General features: G+C 59.9%; 10 protein-coding genes and 3 pseudogenes. 8 read left to right on the plus strand and 5 right to left on the minus strand.

The annotated features are described in order from the left end of the window. Positions 1 to 102 precede the first annotated feature (102 nt). Complete coding sequence (gyrA, locus tag LW136_RS13070; RefSeq protein ID WP_014820647.1) at positions 103 to 2,913, minus strand: DNA gyrase subunit A; 2,811 nt, start codon at positions 2,911 to 2,913, stop codon at positions 103 to 105. A 134-nt stretch (positions 2,914 to 3,047) separates the two neighbouring features. Continuing rightward, positions 3,048 to 4,124 carry an S-methyl-5-thioribose-1-phosphate isomerase gene (mtnA, locus tag LW136_RS13075; protein ID WP_234173074.1) on the minus strand — a complete coding sequence of 359 codons (1,077 nt, stop codon included), beginning with the start codon at positions 4,122 to 4,124 and terminating at the stop codon, positions 3,048 to 3,050. Positions 4,125 to 4,486: 362 nt separating this feature from the next. On the opposite strand from mtnA, the gene imuA reads away from it, so the two are divergent. From imuA to LW136_RS13110, 7 genes and pseudogenes are all read left to right on the plus strand, one after another. Continuing rightward, complete coding sequence (imuA, locus tag LW136_RS13080) at positions 4,487 to 5,110, plus strand: translesion DNA synthesis-associated protein ImuA (RefSeq protein WP_234173075.1); 624 nt, start codon at positions 4,487 to 4,489, stop codon at positions 5,108 to 5,110. A 2-nt stretch (positions 5,111 to 5,112) separates the two neighbouring features. Beyond that, positions 5,113 to 6,525 (plus strand): Y-family DNA polymerase, encoded by a 1,413-nt coding sequence (locus LW136_RS13085; protein ID WP_234175265.1) that lies wholly within the window; start codon positions 5,113 to 5,115, stop codon positions 6,523 to 6,525. After that, positions 6,522 to 7,124 (plus strand): annotated as a pseudogene (locus tag LW136_RS13090) (PHP domain-containing protein); the annotation flags it as partial. The gene LW136_RS13085 and the pseudogene LW136_RS13090, both read left to right, overlap by 4 nt. Before the next feature lie 77 nt (positions 7,125 to 7,201). Further along, entirely contained in the window at positions 7,202 to 8,572 is a 1,371-nt protein-coding gene (locus LW136_RS13095; RefSeq protein ID WP_003116647.1) for an IS1182-like element ISCfr1 family transposase, read from the plus strand. A gap of 157 nt (positions 8,573 to 8,729) precedes the next feature. Next, positions 8,730 to 11,213, plus strand: a pseudogene (locus LW136_RS13100) (error-prone DNA polymerase); the annotation flags it as partial. Between the two features lie 62 nt (positions 11,214 to 11,275). After that, positions 11,276 to 11,597, plus strand: a pseudogene (locus LW136_RS13105) (tyrosine-type recombinase/integrase); the annotation flags it as partial. A 328-nt stretch (positions 11,598 to 11,925) separates the two neighbouring features. Further along, positions 11,926 to 13,335, plus strand: coding sequence for a tyrosine-type recombinase/integrase (locus LW136_RS13110; RefSeq protein ID WP_234173076.1), 1,410 nt, complete (start codon positions 11,926 to 11,928; stop codon positions 13,333 to 13,335). Here LW136_RS13110 and LW136_RS13115 read toward each other — a convergent pair. From LW136_RS13115 to LW136_RS13125, 3 genes are all read right to left on the minus strand, one after another. Next, positions 13,329 to 13,622: a type II toxin-antitoxin system RelE/ParE family toxin gene (locus LW136_RS13115; RefSeq protein ID WP_234173077.1), complete on the minus strand. Its 294-nt coding sequence runs from the start codon at positions 13,620 to 13,622 to the stop codon at positions 13,329 to 13,331. The genes LW136_RS13110 and LW136_RS13115 overlap by 7 nt on opposite strands. Then, the gene (locus LW136_RS13120; protein ID WP_017940300.1) at positions 13,610 to 13,882 is read right to left on the minus strand and encodes a CopG family ribbon-helix-helix protein; all 273 of its coding nucleotides are present in this window, start codon (positions 13,880 to 13,882) and stop codon (positions 13,610 to 13,612) included. The genes LW136_RS13115 and LW136_RS13120 overlap by 13 nt, the downstream gene beginning before the upstream one ends. Positions 13,883 to 14,008: 126 nt before the next feature. Beyond that, positions 14,009 to 14,254 carry a type II toxin-antitoxin system Phd/YefM family antitoxin gene (locus LW136_RS13125; RefSeq protein WP_034021179.1) on the minus strand — a complete coding sequence of 82 codons (246 nt, stop codon included), beginning with the start codon at positions 14,252 to 14,254 and terminating at the stop codon, positions 14,009 to 14,011. Positions 14,255 to 14,694: 440 nt separating this feature from the next. On the opposite strand from LW136_RS13125, the gene LW136_RS13130 reads away from it, so the two are divergent. Continuing rightward, on the plus strand, positions 14,695 to 15,717 hold the full coding sequence (locus LW136_RS13130; protein ID WP_234173078.1) for a restriction endonuclease: 1,023 nt from the start codon (positions 14,695 to 14,697) through the stop codon (positions 15,715 to 15,717). The last annotated feature ends 112 nt before the right edge of the window (positions 15,718 to 15,829 follow it).

Below are 15,829 nucleotides of genomic sequence, written 5' to 3' on the forward strand. Positions count from 1 at the left end.
TGCTGTTCTCTCGCTCTTGCTCGATATTGAATCCCGCGGCGCGGCGACCGGTACCTCTACCGTCCGCCGCGCTACCACCTGATTGCGGATTGCTTTCGCCGATCAGTCTTCGTCGTCTGTCGGCACCACATCCGGAGATACGTCGCCAGCCCCGCCGAGCAGTTCATCCTCGCTCGGCTCAGTGCTGAGTACAGGCATTTCCTTCTCGAGGGCGTCGTCATCGAGCAACGCTTCGATGTCTTCCAGCACGTCTTCCTCGGATGGCTCCTGCACGCGCTCCAGACCAACCAGATGCTCGCCCTTGCTCAGTTTGATGAGGGTGACGCCCTGAGTATTGCGCCCCAGCGATGACACCTCGTCGACGCGGGTCCGGACCAGCGTGCCCTGATCGGAGATCAGCATGATCTCCTCGCCCTCGAGCACCTGCACGGCACCGATCAATGGACCGTTACGCTCGTTGGTGACCATGGCGATGACGCCCTGACCACCGCGACCGCGGCGTGGAAACTCTTCCATCGCGGTGCGCTTGCCGTAGCCACGCAAAGATGCGGTAAGGATCTGAGCACCCGATTCCGGAATCAGCATGGAGATGATGCGCTGCCCTTCGGGCAGACGCATACCGCGTACACCGCGGGCATTGCGGCCCATGATGCGAACCTTGCTTTCCTTGAAACGGATGACCTTGCCGCCGTCGGAGAACATCATCACTTCCTGGGCACCATCGGTGACGGCCGCAGCGATGAGGGTGTCGCCTTCTTCCAGCTTGAGCGCGATCAGGCCGGACGTACGCGGACGGCTGAACTGCACCAGAGGTGTCTTCTTGACCGTGCCATTGGCGGTAGCCATGAAAATGTAGGAGCCGGTCGGCTCGTCTTTCTCGTCGCTGTCGGCGTCATCGCTTTCGACGTCGTCCGCATCATCATGCTCGATGACCAGGCCTTCTGCTTCGTCCAGGTCGTCCTCACCTTCGGCGGCCTGCTTGCGCAGCGCTTCCAGATCGACCTGAAGCATGGCGGTGATGCGCTCGCCCTCATCGAGCGGTAGCAGGTTGACCAGCGGGCGGCCACGCGAAGTGCGAGATGCTTCGGGAATCTCGTAGGTCTTCAGCCAGTACACTTTGCCCTTGCTGGAGAACAGCAGCAGCGTGGTGTGACTGTTGGCAACCAGCAGATGCTCGACGTAATCCTCTTCCTTCACACCAGTCGCAGCCTTGCCGCGACCACCACGGCGCTGCGCCTGGTAGGCGGCCAGCGGTTGCGACTTGGCATAACCACCATGAGAGATGGTGACGACGCGCTCTTCTTCAGTGATCAGGTCCGCCAGCGTCAGGTCCAGACGCGACTCGAGAATCTCGGTGCGCCGTGCATCGCCGAAATCGCGCTTCACGCCTTCCAGTTCTTCGCGGATGACTTCCATCAGGCGAACCGGATTGGTCAGGATGCGGATCAGCTCGCCGATCTGGGTGAGGATTTCCTGGTATTCGCTGAGCAGCTTCTCGTGCTCGAGGCCGGTCAGGCGGTGCAGACGCAGATCGAGAATCGCCTGCGCCTGTTCCGGCGACAGAAAGTACTTGCCGTCACGCAGGCCAAACTGCGGATCGAGGCCTTCCGGGCGACAGGCATCAGCCCCTGCGCGCTCGACCATGGCTTCAACGGCGCTCGATTCCCAGGCAGTGGAAATCAGCGCATCCTTGGCCTCGGCTGGAGTTGGCGAAGCCTTGATCACCGCAATGACCGGATCAATGTTGGACAGCGCGACCGCCTGCCCTTCAAGAATGTGCCCACGCTCGCGCGCCTTGCGCAGTTCGTAGACCGTACGGCGGGTGACGACTTCGCGACGGTGGCGAACGAAGGCTTCCAGCAGCTCTTTCAGGTTCAGCGTGCGTGGTTGGCCATCGATGAGAGCAACCACGTTGATACCGAAGACACTCTGCAGCTGGGTCTGGGCGTATAGGTTGTTGAGGATCACCTCCGGCACTTCGCCGCGGCGCAGCTCGATGACCACGCGCATGCCGTCCTTGTCGGACTCGTCACGCAGCTCGGTGATGCCTTCGATCTTCTTCTCTTTCACCAGCTCGGCGATCTTCTCGATCAGCCGTGCCTTGTTCAGCTGGTAAGGCAGCTCGGTGATGACGATCTGCTGGCGGCCGCCGACCTTGTCGATATCTTCGATATCGGCGCGAGCACGAATATAAATGCGGCCACGGCCGGTGCGGTAGGCCTCGATGATGCCAGCACGGCCATTGATGATACCGGCAGTGGGGAAATCGGGGCCCGGGATGAACTGCATGAGTTCGTCGATAGTGATATCGGCGTTGTCGATCAGCGCCAGGCAACCATCAATCACTTCGCCCAGGTTATGCGGCGGGATGTTGGTCGCCATGCCTACCGCAATACCGCTGGAGCCGTTCACCAGCAGATTGGGAACCTTGGTCGGCATGACCGCCGGGATCTGCTCGGTGCCGTCGTAGTTGGGCACCCAGTCGACGGTTTCCTTTTCCAGGTCGGCCAGCAGCTCATGGGCCAGCTTGGCCATGCGCACTTCGGTGTAACGCATCGCTGCAGCGCTATCGCCGTCGACCGAACCGAAGTTGCCCTGACCGTCGACCAGCATGTAGCGCAGCGAGAACGGCTGAGCCATACGCACGATGGTGTCGTATACCGCCGAATCGCCGTGCGGGTGGTATTTACCGATCACATCACCGACCACACGGGCGGATTTCTTGTACGGCTTGTTCCAGTCGTTGCCGAGTTCGCTCATGGCGAACAGTACGCGGCGGTGTACCGGTTTCAGGCCATCGCGCGCGTCCGGCAGCGCACGGCCAATGATCACGCTCATGGCGTAATCAAGGTAGGACTGCTTGAGCTCGTCTTCGATATTGACCGGGAGGATTTCTTTGGCCAGTTCGCCCATGGAAGCCTGGTTCCTTATAGTCAGCAGGGTCCTGTAATAAGCGCGGGATGGTAACACAGACGACTGCTATAAACTGAGCCTTGCACGGAGCAAGGCCGGCTTGCACACCACACCCGAGCGCGACCGATCGTTGCTCAGTGCAGCCGCTTGCGGCTCATCAGTTCGGCCATCTTCGCGGCACTCGGCCGCTCGACCACGCCTTTCTCGGTGACGATGGCATCGATGAGATCGGCCGGCGTCACGTCGAACACCGGATTGAATGCCTCGACATCAGCCGCGAAGCGCCGACCGCCGACCTCAAGCAGCTCGCTGCCGGCGCGCTCCTCGATCTGGATCTCCTCGCCGCTCTCCAGCGCCATGTCGATGGTCGAACTTGCCGCCACCACCATGAAACGCACGCCGTGGTGCATCGCCAGGACCGCAAGCTGGTAGGTACCGATCTTGTTCGCCACATCGCCATTGGCGGTGATGCGATCCGCACCGACGATCACCCAGGAGATGCCCCTGGATTTCATCAGATGAGCAGCCGTCGAGTCCGCATTCACCATGGCCGGAACGCCATCACCGAGCAGTTCCCAGGCCGTCAGCCGGGAGCCCTGCAACCAAGGCCGGGTCTCATCGACGTATACCCGCTCCACCAGACCCTCGAGATGCGCCGCCCGGATGACCCCGAGCGCCGTACCGAAACCGCCGGTCGCCAGGGCGCCGGTATTGCAATGGGTGAGCAGGTTCTGCGGATTGCCCTGATGGCGGCGGATGAGGTCGACGCCAAACTGCGCCATCGCCAGATTTGCCTCGCGATCGCTGTCATGGATGGAGATGGCCTGGGCTTCCAGCGCTGCATACGGGTCTTCACCCGGCTTGAGGCGATCCAGTCGTTCGCGCATCTGATTCAGCGCCCAGAACAGATTGACTGCAGTGGGACGGGAATCGGCCAGCACCTTGAAGTCTTCCTCCAGGGCCTGCCGCCAATCACCGCCGTCGGCGATACGGGCACGCACGGCAAGGACCAGGCCATAGGCTGCGCTGATTCCGATTGCCGGCGCGCCGCGCACGACCATATCCCGAATCGCCGCAGCGACCGACGCCGCAGAATCATGGCTGCACCAAATCTCTTCGACGGGAAGCTTGCGCTGATCGAGCAGGTTCAGGCGCCCGTCCAGCCATTCGATCGACTTAACCTTTTCCGCAGCCAACAAACGCTCGCGCATGGCATTTCCCTCGTTCAGCTTCGTCGACACAGGACCATCATGCGCCCCGAACAGCAAAGAAAAAGCCCGGATCGCGGGCGAACCGGGCTTTCCAATCTCGATATGGCCGGGAAGCAGCAACATGAGCACTGCGGCCTCTTATCCCGGGCGCGAATGCTAATCGACGGGTTTTCCGAGCACAAGCAGTGATCAGGGCTTGGCGACGCCTAATGGCCGAGCAGCTTTCAGGCTGGCCCCGCCTTCCACGGAGAGAGCATGCGCTCGAACAGATGAAGTGTCGCGCTCACTCATCGCGTCGTGCTTGACCAACTCGCGGCAGGCCAAATACTGTATCTATATACAGTTATTTTGGATGCCTCTTCATGACCGCAGTGGTCGCCCTCGATAGCCTGCTGGATACACGTCGCGTCTGGCGTGGCCAGACCATAACGTCTCGCACGGCCGTCCAGCCGACCGGAAATGCCACACTGGATGAGTTCCTGCCCGGCGGCGGCTGGCCGGAGTCAGCCATCAGCGAGCTCCTCGTCGCGGCCACGGGCATTGGCGAGCTGAATCTGCTGTGGCCGACCATTGCACGACTGACCACCGCCGGCGAGCGGGTGGCGCTGGTAACGCCCCCTCATCGACTTTACCCCCAGGCCTGGCTGGCCGCGGGTGTAGACCTGCGGTGGCTGACCATCATCCAGGCAAAGGGCCGCGATGCGCTGTGGGCTGCAGAACAATGCCTACGTTCCGGCAGTTGTGCCGCCGTGCTGTGCTGGCCGCAACAAGCTGATGACCGTGCCTTAAGACGCTTGCAGATTGCCGCTGAATCCGGCCAAACCCTGGGCTTCGTCTATCGGTCACTGCATGAAGCAAATAACCCATCACCGGCGGCACTACGCCTGACCATCGAGGCCCAGCCGGCGCAGCTGCGTGTCATCAAGTGCCGCGGCGGCCTGGCTCCGGGACAGGCGCTCCCGGCCAGCGCCTGGCAACAGGCGTGACGATGCTCTGGGCCTGCATTCTGCTGCCGCAACTGGCCATGGACGGCGTTTTGCGCCACCGCGACGATGCCGCCGCGCCACTGGCCCTACTCGCCGGCCCGCCACAGCGCCGCGTGCTGCAGGCCGTCAACGCAGCCGCCCGCAAGCTCGGCCTCCAGCCAGGGCAATCGCTGATCGCAGCCCAGGCATTGACCCACGACTTCGCCACCGCCGATTACGACCCGCTGATGATCGAACGCTGGCAGCGGTTTCTGGCGGCCTGGGGTTACGGCTACAGCGCCCAGGTCAGCCTGCATTACCCGCGCTGCCTGCTGTTGGAGGTGCATTCCAGCCTCGGCCTGTTCGGCCCCTGGCCACGATTCGAGACGCGTCTACGCAAGGAGCTCACGGCTCTGGGCTTCCGCCACCGCATCACCCTGGCGCCCAACCCGGCGGCCGCGCGCATCCTCGCCAATGCCCATGACGGGCTGGCCGTGACCGATACAGCCACGCTTCATCAGGCGCTCGGGGTACTGCCGGTCGAGCGCCTCGGTCTGCCCCGCGAAGTCAGCACATCGCTGGTACGCATGGGCCTGCGCCATCTTCATCAACTGCTCACCCTGCCGCGCAACAGCCTGGCCAGACGCTTTCCGGCCGAAGTGCTGGCCCAGCTCGACACCCTGCTCGGGCATCGGCCGCTGCCTCTGGAGTTCTACCGTCCACCGGATGTCTTCGACACCCGCATCGAACTGAATTTCGAGGTCGAGTCCCATCAGGCTCTGCTGTTTCCATTGCGCAGACTGACCGCCGACCTGGCCGCCTTTCTCGCCGGGCGGGACAGCGGCGTCCAGCGTTTCAGCCTGTACCTGGAACATCGCACCCTGCCCGACAGCGAGGTAGCGGTCGGCCTACTCAGTACCGAACGCGAGCCCGCCATGCTGTTCGAACTGACCCGTGGCCGCCTCGAGCATCTGCAACTGCCGGCCCCCGTCCTGGCCGTGCGTCTGCTGGCTCGTGATCTGCCAGCCTTCACGCCGGCCCATCAGGCCTTGTTCGACGAGCGCCCGCAGCAGAATGTGCCCTGGGAGCAACTGCGCGAACGCCTCCGCGCCCGACTGGGCGACGATGCCGTGGTCTCGCTGAGCGCACGAGCGGACCACCGTCCCGAATATGCCTGGCGGGAAAGCAGCCTCGCCCGCACCGAACCACTGCCTCACGTGGGGTTGCGCCCCGGCTGGCTGCTGAGTACCCCGCAACCCTTGCGCGAAGAGGGTCTGCTCACCCTGACCGGCCCCGAGCGCATCGAGTCCGGCTGGTGGGATGGTGCCGACGCGCGACGCGACTACTACCGGGTGCAAACCGCTACCGGCCAACAGGGTTGGGCGTTTCGCGCCCTCGCCGGAGGCCCCCTGCTGCTGCACGGCTGGTTCGCATGAACGCCGAATATGCCGAGCTGCACTGTCTGTCCAACTTCAGCTTCCAGCGGGGTGCATCCAGCGCGAGCGAACTCTTCGAACGCGCCAAACGCCAGGGCTATGACGCTCTGGCGATCACCGATGAATGCAGTCTGGCCGGTATCGTGCGCGCCTGGCAGGCCTCGAAGGACACCGGCCTGCCGCTGATCATCGGCAGCGAGGTGCAGATCGAGGGCGGGCCCAAGCTGGTCTTGCTGGTGGAAAACCTGACCGGCTACCAAGCACTCTGCCAATTGATAACCCGTGCCCGCCGAAGGGCCGAGAAAGGTCGTTACCAGGCGTTGCGCGAAGACCTGAGCGAGGGGTCGCTAGAGGGACTGCTGGCGATCTGGCTGCCCGGTCACGCCGGCGCCGACACCGACGGTCGATGGCTGCTCGAGCGTTTTCGCGAGCGGCTGTGGCTCGGCATCGAACTGCATCGGGGGCCGGACGACGCGCTGCAGCTGCGGCAATCCCTGACCCAGGCTTCACGCCTGGGCATACCCGCCGTGGCCTGTGGCGACGTGCACATGCATGCCCGCGGTCGCCGGGCATTGCAGGACTGCATGACCGCCATCCGCCGATTCTGTTGAAAAAGTAGCGGCCTCTCCATGCCGTTGGCAAAATTGCTCTGTCAGCGAGCGTGGGGGCGAACAGCATGATGGGGCAGTTACCGGGAGGACAGCAGCGCCTGTTCTACTCGTTCAACCTAGAAGATCACGTCCCGGCTCAACACCTCCTGCGCAGCATCGACCAGTGCCTGGATCTTAGTGATCTGCGCGCCTACCTGGCGGACTTCTATAGTCCCATCGGACGCCCCTCGATTGACCCGGAATTGATGGTGCGCATGCTGGTCGTCGGCTACTGCTATGGCATTCGTTCCGAGCGGCGATTGTGCGAAGAGGTGCACCTGAACCTGGCCTATCGCTGGTTCTGCCGGCTGGGTCTGGAAGACGAAGTCCCCAATCACTCGACCTTCTCGAAGAATCGCCATGGGCGTTTTCGTGACAGCGATCTGTTCCGCTGGTTGTTCAATGAGGTGCTGCGGCGTTGCATGGCAGCCGGCCTAGTCAAGGGCGAAGGTTTTGCCGTCGACGCTAGCATCATCAAGGCGGATGCCAGCCGGCAACGTGGGGTAGCGGGAGATGAGGTCGATTGGAACGATCCAAAGCTCAGCAGCCGCGCAGTGCGCGAGTACCTCGAAGCCCTTGATGAAGAGGCGCTGGCTGAGGCTCTTCCCAAGAAAATTTCGCTCACAGATCCTCAGTCCCGTTGGACAGCAGCGCCAGGTGGGCCGGCCTTTTTTGCCTACTCCACGAATTACCTGATCGACACTGAGCACGGTGTGATCATGGACGTGGAAGCTACCCCGGCGCACCGTACCGCCGAAGTCGATTCGACTAGGACGATGGTCGAGCGTGTCAAAGCTCAGTTCGATCTCACACCGGAACGCCTTATCGGCGATACCGCTTATGGCACCGCCCCGATGCTGGCCTGGATGGTCGAAGAAAAGGACATCGAGCCGCATGTGCCGGTGTGGGACAAGACTGAGCGCAAGGACGACAGCCTCTCCAGTAACGACTTCCACTGGAACCAGGAGGCCAATGAATACCGCTGCCCAGCCGGCAAACCACTACGCAGTGAGTGGCGCGCCTTCACCCAGAAAAGATCGCGGGTGACCAAGGCCAACACCATCATTTATCGCTCCAGCCAAACCGACTGCACTACCTGTCCGCTGAAAGCGAAATGCTGCCCCAACACGCCGAATCGGAAGATCGTCCGCAGTATCCATGAGGCTGCCCGCGATGTGGCCAGGCGCATCGCCAAGACACCGGAATACCTCGTCTCTCGCTGCGAACGAAAGAAGGTGGAGATGCTGTTCGCCCACCTCAAACGGATCATGAAACTCGATCGTTTACGACTGCGCGGCCTGACAGGTGCCACTGACGAATTCACTTTGGCGGCGGCGGTGCAGAACCTGCGACGCATGGCCAAGCTTTTGCCTCAAGGGCCACCGCTCACGGGATAGGTACGCCTGCTGAGAGCAGAAACCTTCAAATTAACCCTCAGGCCTGAGCAAGGACGCTCAGCGAAACGCCGAAAGGCAACCTGAAGTGGCTTGCAGTCACTTCGACAGCAGGCACACCTGATCGGCAGGCCGCCGCTAAACCTACTTTTTCAACAGAATCCGCCATCATCTGCCGGTCGCCGAGGCCGGATGCCACCTCTTTCCCAATGGCGAACGCCACCTGCGGTCGCGCGAGGAGCTGGCCCAGCTCTATCCGGCCGCACTGCTCACCGAAACCCTTCGCATCAGCCAGCGCTGTCATTTCCAGCTCGATCAGCTGAAATATCACTACCCCCACGAACTGGTCCCGCCTGGACATGACACCACCTCATGGTTGCGCAAGCTGGTCGAGGATGGCGCACGCTGGCGCTGGCCGGACGGCATCCCGGAAAAGGCCCGCGCGCAGATCGAACATGAACTGGAGCTGATCGGCGACCTGCATTACGAAAGCTATTTCCTGACCGTGCACGACATAGTCCGCTTCGCCCGCGAACGGGGCATTCTCTGTCAGGGTCGAGGCTCGGCGGCCAACTCAAGCGTCTGTTTCGTGCTGGGTATCACCGAGCTCGACCCGGTGCGCAGCAAACTGTTGTTCGAGCGTTTCCTCTCCCGCGAACGCAACGAGCCACCCGATATCGACGTGGACTTCGAGCACGACCGGCGCGAGGAAGTCATCCAGTACGTCTTTCAGCGCTACGGGCGCAATCGTGCCGCCCTCACCGCCGTCGCCAGCAGCTACCGCGCCACTGGCGCCCTGCGGGATGTCGCCAAGGCACTAGGCCTGCCACCGGACCAGATCAACGCCCTGGCCGGCTGCTGTGGGCGCTGGAGTGAGCACATACCCGACGACTCGCGGCTGCGCGAAGCCGGCTTCGACCCGGATAATCCGGTTCTGCGCCGAGTTCTGGTACTGACCGATGCGCTTATCGGCTTCCCCCGCCACCTGTCCCAGCACCCTGGCGGCTTCGTGATCTCCGAGCAGCCGCTCGACACCCTGGTGCCGATCGAGAATGCCAGCATGGCCGACCGCACGGTGATTCAGTGGGACAAGGACGACCTCGATGCGGTAGGCCTGCTCAAGGTCGACGTGCTGGCACTGGGCATGCTCAGCGCGATACGCCGCTGTTTCGACCTGATCGAACATTATCGCGGCACGCGCTGGACCATCGCCACGCTGCCCGCGGAGGACAAGCCCACCTACGAGATGATCAGCCGGGCCGACACGATCGGCGTCTTCCAGATCGAATCACGGGCACAGATGGCCATGTTGCCGCGCCTGCGCCCGAAGACCTTCTACGACCTGGTCATCCAGGTCGCCATCGTCCGCCCTGGGCCTATCCAGGGCGACATGGTGCATCCGTACCTGCGTCGACGTAACCACGAAGAAAAGGTGGATTACCCGTCCGAAGAACTGAAACCGGTGTTCGCGCGCACCCTTGGCGTGCCACTGTTTCAGGAGCAGGTGATGGAGCTGGCGATCGTGGCGGCCGAATACACCCCAGACGAGGCCGACAAGCTGCGCCGCGCCATGGCCGCCTGGAAGCGTCACGGCAGTCTGGAGCCCCACCGCGTGCGGCTGACCGAGCGAATGCTCGCCAAAGGCTATCAGCCCGACTTCATCGCGCGGATCTTCGAGCAGATCAAAGGGTTCGGCAGCTACGGCTTTCCCGAATCGCACGCTGCGAGTTTTGCGCTGCTCACCTATGCCAGCTGCTGGCTGAAGCGCCACGAACCGGCTGCGTTTGCCTGCGCCCTGATCAACAGCTGGCCGATGGGCTTCTACAATCCGGACCAGATTCTCCAGGACGCCCGTCGTCACGGTCTGGAAATACGCCCGGTGGACGTTCGCCACAGCGGCTGGGATTGCAGCCTCGAGCCAAGCCACCAGGAACAACCGGCCATCCGCCTGGGGCTACGTATGGTGCGCGGCTTTCGGGAAACCGATGCCCTGCGCATCGAAGCCGCACGCCAATGCCAGCCATTCATGGACATCCATGACCTATGCCGTCGCGCCGAGCTCGAACCGCGCGCACGCGAGCAGCTCGCCGATGCCGGGGCCCTGCGCGGTCTGGCCGGTCATCGGCATCGTGCGCGCTGGGCCGTCGCAGGGATCGAACCACAGTTACCCCTGTTTGACGGCCTGCCCGCTATGGAGGAAACGCCCATCTACCTGCCGCTGCCTTCGGTGAGTGAAGACCTTTTCAACGACTACGCGACCCTCGGCACTACGCTGGGGCCGCATCCGCTGACCCTGCTGCGAAATGAACTCAAGGCCAGGCGCTGCCAGAACTCACGGGAACTGGCCACGATCGAACATGGGCGCCTAGTCAGCGTCGCCGGCCTGGTTATCGGCCGCCAGCGCCCGCAGACCGCCAGCGGTGTCATCTTCGTCACCCTGGAAGACGAGTTCGGCATGGTCAACGTGGTGGTCTGGCGCGACTTGGCCGAGCGCCAAAGGCGGCCGTTGATCCAGTCGCAACTGCTTCGTGTGGATGGCCATCTGGAGTCGGCCAGCGGCGTACGACATCTCATCGCCGGCCGCCTGAGCGACCTCACGCCCCTGCTCACCGGGCTCGATGTGCGCAGCCGGGACTTTCAGTAAATTAGAGCTTTCGTCCATTAGTGAGTGCCAGCGAGAAAAGCATGGCGAAACCAGGCACGCCACCGATGCATCGAATGAACGATTTGGTCCTACGAAAAGGCAAGGAAGCGAGCGGCAACGGTGTATGAGCAACGTTCAGACAAGCAACCGCTCAGGTTTGCACCGATCTGCGTGCACAACTCCAAGCACAGGTTCGGCCTCAGGCTTCGCGCCGCAGGCGTGACGGCGGAAGACCGGAAGGTCCTGTTGGGCCACAAGAACGGCAGCATCACCAGCCACTACTCGGCGGCCGAACTGGGCAAGCTGATCGATGAGGCCAACAAGATATCGGCGACGGATTCGAGCGGACCGGCCCTGACGATACTGAGGAGGAAGGCGGGTTGAAAAAAGTCCCCCCAAAAGTCCCCACACTGCCACGCGCGGACCGGACAAAAAAAATCCAGTCACCGCTAAGTGACTGGATTTTCTAGGGATTTTTTGGTCGGGACGGAGTGATTCGAACACTCTACCCCTTGCACCCCATGCGCTTATTTGGTGGATTTCTATAGATCCTACCAAACACTATTGGACAGGCTTAAACCTAGTAAATACGGGGCTTACAGGCTAATCTTGCATCCGGTAGCGTCCAATACCGTCCACCACCAGCTATGCAATTCGGTGGCACAAAAGTGGCACAAAATTCGGGCGCAAGGAATTGTACTAGGGGTAGAGAGTGTCCAAGGTAACGATTAAGCAATTAGAGGCACTGACAGCCCAAGATGACGGCAAGGTCTTCCGTGAGGATGGAGGATTGGTTGCCGAGGTGCGCGCCGGGGTTCGCGGAATCACAGTTCAGTTCAGCTATGAATTCAAGCTGGATGGAGCGCGAACCAGGAAGCGCTTGGGTAGCTGGCCGAAGAAAAGCTTGGCGCAAATTCGGTCTGAGCGCGACGAGGCCCGGGTACTCGTCACCAAAGGCCTGCACCCTACCCTTGCCGCCAAAGCTGCACGGATCGAGGCGCAAGCGGCAATCGCCACCACTATTGCTGAAGCAGAACGTGAAGCCGCAGAAAACAAGACAGTCTCCGATCTCTTTAATGAGTGGATACGTGACGGCGTCTCCCGTCAGGACGGCAACGCCGAGCTGATCCGCAGCTTCAAGAAGGACGTACTGCCGCTGATTGGCAAGAAGCCGCTGCGCAACCTGAGCGAGAAGGATCTGCTCGCTGTCCTACGCTCAGTCAAATCTCGCGGCCTAAACCGCACCGTCGTTATCCGCAGCAAGGACATCGGCCAGATGCTGCGCTGGGCCGAGAAACGCAAACCATGGCGTGGCCTCATGACTGACGGCAATCCAGCCGACCTGATAGACGTTAACAAGCTGCTCGACCATGACTACGAAGAACAGCGGGATAGACTGCTCTCCCCTGACGAGATTCGAGAACTGCGTGACATCCTCGAACGCCTGGAGAAAGACTACGAAGAGCTTCCTGCTGGCCAGAAGTATTCCGGCATTCGCCCGGTCAACACGCGAGTCCAGTGCGCGCTGTGGATCTGCCTGAGCACCCTCTGCCGAATCGGCGAGCTGCTTAAGGCAGAATGGCGCTTCGTGGATCTGGAGAAAGGCACCTGGTTCATCCCTGCCGAGGCCACCAAGGGCCATAAAGGCAAGCGCCAGGATCACCACGTGTTCCTGTCAGCGTTTTCCATTGCGCAGTTCAAACGCCTTCAGGAAGAAACCGGCGATACGCCGTTCTGCTTCCCCAGCAAGGATGGTCGAAGCCACGTTGATACCAAGACTGTCAGCAAGCTCATCGGAGACCGCCAGTGTCGATTCAAGAACCGCAGCAAGCCACTGGCCGGCCGGCATCATGACGACTCACTGGTACTGAGCAAGGGAACCAAGGGTGAATGGACCCCGCATGACCTGCGCCGCACGGGCGCGACGATGATGCAGGAGCTGGGTGTAACACTGGAAATAATCGACCGCTGCCAGAACCATCTGCTGGGCGGCTCGAAGGTACGCCGACATTACCTGCACCACGATTACGCCAAGGAAAAAACCGAAGCCTGGCGCTTGTTGGGTGAGAAGCTGGAGTCGATTCTTGCCGGGAGCCCGGTAGCTGCTGTCCAGCCTCAGTAGCCAGCTTCTTTTTGATGGCGAAAGGCCAAGACATAGGCGGTGTCATCTGCGCGCTCATAGCGGTACAGCGCGACGTAGCCTGAGTCACCAAACTCGATGATGAGCTCACGCAGCTCTGGCAGATCTGGAAATGGACGCCCTACTTCCGGACTTTCCTCCAATCGAGCGAATTGGCGCTCGATTGCCTGTGCAGCACGGCGTGCGATCTGCGGATCTTTATCGGAGAGAAATCGCCGGCAACGCTCCAGGCCCTTCGCCGCGCCTTCAGTGACGATCAGTCGTGGCACTTGGGTAACTCTGCCTCAGCATCTGTACCCCAACTACCAAGCCAGGTGCGAGCCTCCTGGCCGGTCAAATGCTGGCCGGTTTCCTGGTATGCAGCCCAAGATGCCAGCGCTTCTTGTTTGAAGCTCTCACGGGCCTCCTCACGTTCGACGTACTGGGTGATCGCCTCACGCATGATCCAGTGAGATGAGCGCTGCCGCAAACCAGCCAAATGCTGAATGCGACCTTTCAGATCGTCGTCAATTTTGATGGAAGTGGCCATGGTCAGCCCTCCGTTATCTAAGGGTATTACCTTTGAATATCGTAGCAGAGAAAAAACTGTGCTGCCTATCAAGACGCCGATGGGCAAAACACTGGATGGCCGAATCCAAGCCCGAGCATCTGCTGCTTAAAGGTCATCCAAGGACACCCGGATGGATTTTTCAGCTGCCCGAGCCTTCGCCAATGCAGACAGCTCGAAATCGTCCAGGCGCTCCAGTATTTGTTCGTACAGCTCTGCTGGCACCAGATATGCCATAACACGATCCTGGTCGAGCAAGGCTACAGGGGCACATGCGGCTTCAGCCAAGATGCGGGATGGGGTTTTCTTCAGCTCAGAAATGCTGACTGCTGCCTCAGAGAAGATGTTTTGCATAGAAAACCTCTTTGCCCCTATTGCCCAGGGGTGGGTTCTACCCCGGATTAGCTTGAAGCCCACACGGCCTTTCAAATATAGATAGGCCAAACTTTTATTTGTTAACTGAGCCGGACACTGATGGCGGACTGGGCAGAGTTCTGAACGAGAGAAAAATGACCATCCACAGCCAGCAACAAAGCAGCCGGTAGCAACAGGCAGAAACCGGCCAGAGGCGGTCAGCCGTGAAGGCAGTTTTTAATCATTCCGAGCCGCACACAGACGGGATCAGAGTGCAGAAAAGAAAGCAGATTTTTCATTTCCTAACTTAGCTTTGTGCGCATATCGGAAGGCATGAAGAAAAAAGTTTTTATTTCGTTCGGGCTTGGCACAAACATCAGCACTATAATATCAATTAGTTATAATCGGGCGCATAGGTAATCCGGGAGCGAAAAAGCAGCATGGGATCAATTTGGTTCGACCCAGAAGTATTAGGCGATAGTTTGTCCGAAACCGCCGGCTACAAATCTGGCCTAGCTTTGTCTATTGAAGAAATGTGTGATCATTTGGTCGGCACAGGATACTCAGATCTTCTAAGGGCCTCTGAGACCCAAGTTGTAAGGCTTCGATCTGAAGATTATGATGATTTATTTTATAAGCTGCTCTATCGAATTGGATATACGAAAGAAGAGTATAATGGAGATATTACAGGTATTGGCCTTTTCCATAAGTACCGCGGAACTGATCTTGAACAAATCCACGCAGGTGTACAAGAACTTTTCATCGAAATTTGGCCGAAGCTTATAGAGACCGCTGTTAAGAGTGGCACTAAAGCCTTAGATCCAACCCCGTTCATTCGCGCGGCCCATATAAAATATGGCTTTAAAGGCGCAGAGTTAGCACTTGAGAGAGTGCAAGTCATTGACGAGGGGATGCGCTTGAGCCCTAACTCAGGACTTCGATATACCGAATGGAGCAGCGTTGAAGCCTTAGAGGCTCTTTTCAAGGGCGGATCGGGAGATGTTGAAGTTGGAGAATTTATAGATCAGAGATTTGTGAATTATCTAATTGCAAATCACGATAGACTTTCTGACATGCACTGGAGAAAGTTTGAGGAACTGACAGCTGAATATTTTTATCAACAGGGCTTTTCTGTGGAGCTTGGTCCAGGCTCAAACGATGACGGAGTTGACGTTCGAGTATGGAAAATCAACCAAGACGAGGGAGTAGAGCCACCCCACATGATAATTCAGTGCAAGCGACAAAAAGCTAAAATTGAAAAAGTCATCGTTAAGGGTCTGCACGCCGACATGCAGCACCTAAACGCGGAGTACGGCTTAATTGTTACAACTTCGGAGTTAAGTCCTGGAGCAAAGGAAACAATTATTGCTCGCGGCTATTCTATAAATGAAGTAGATGGTGCAGGTCTCAAAGAGTGGCTAAAAGCGTTAGAAAAACCAGGCTCTGGGATTGTAAGAGTTTAAATTATTCAGACGACATCCCAGCCCTACCAGAGCGGTAGCTGCCGGCCCCAAGCGGCGTTGTGACGTCTATGGAATCCGGATCGATTGGGGGGGCTCTGTTCTGCGGTCAGTC

It is taken from the genome of Stutzerimonas kunmingensis, from assembly GCF_021432085.1.
Lineage (GTDB): Bacteria > Pseudomonadota > Gammaproteobacteria > Pseudomonadales > Pseudomonadaceae > Stutzerimonas.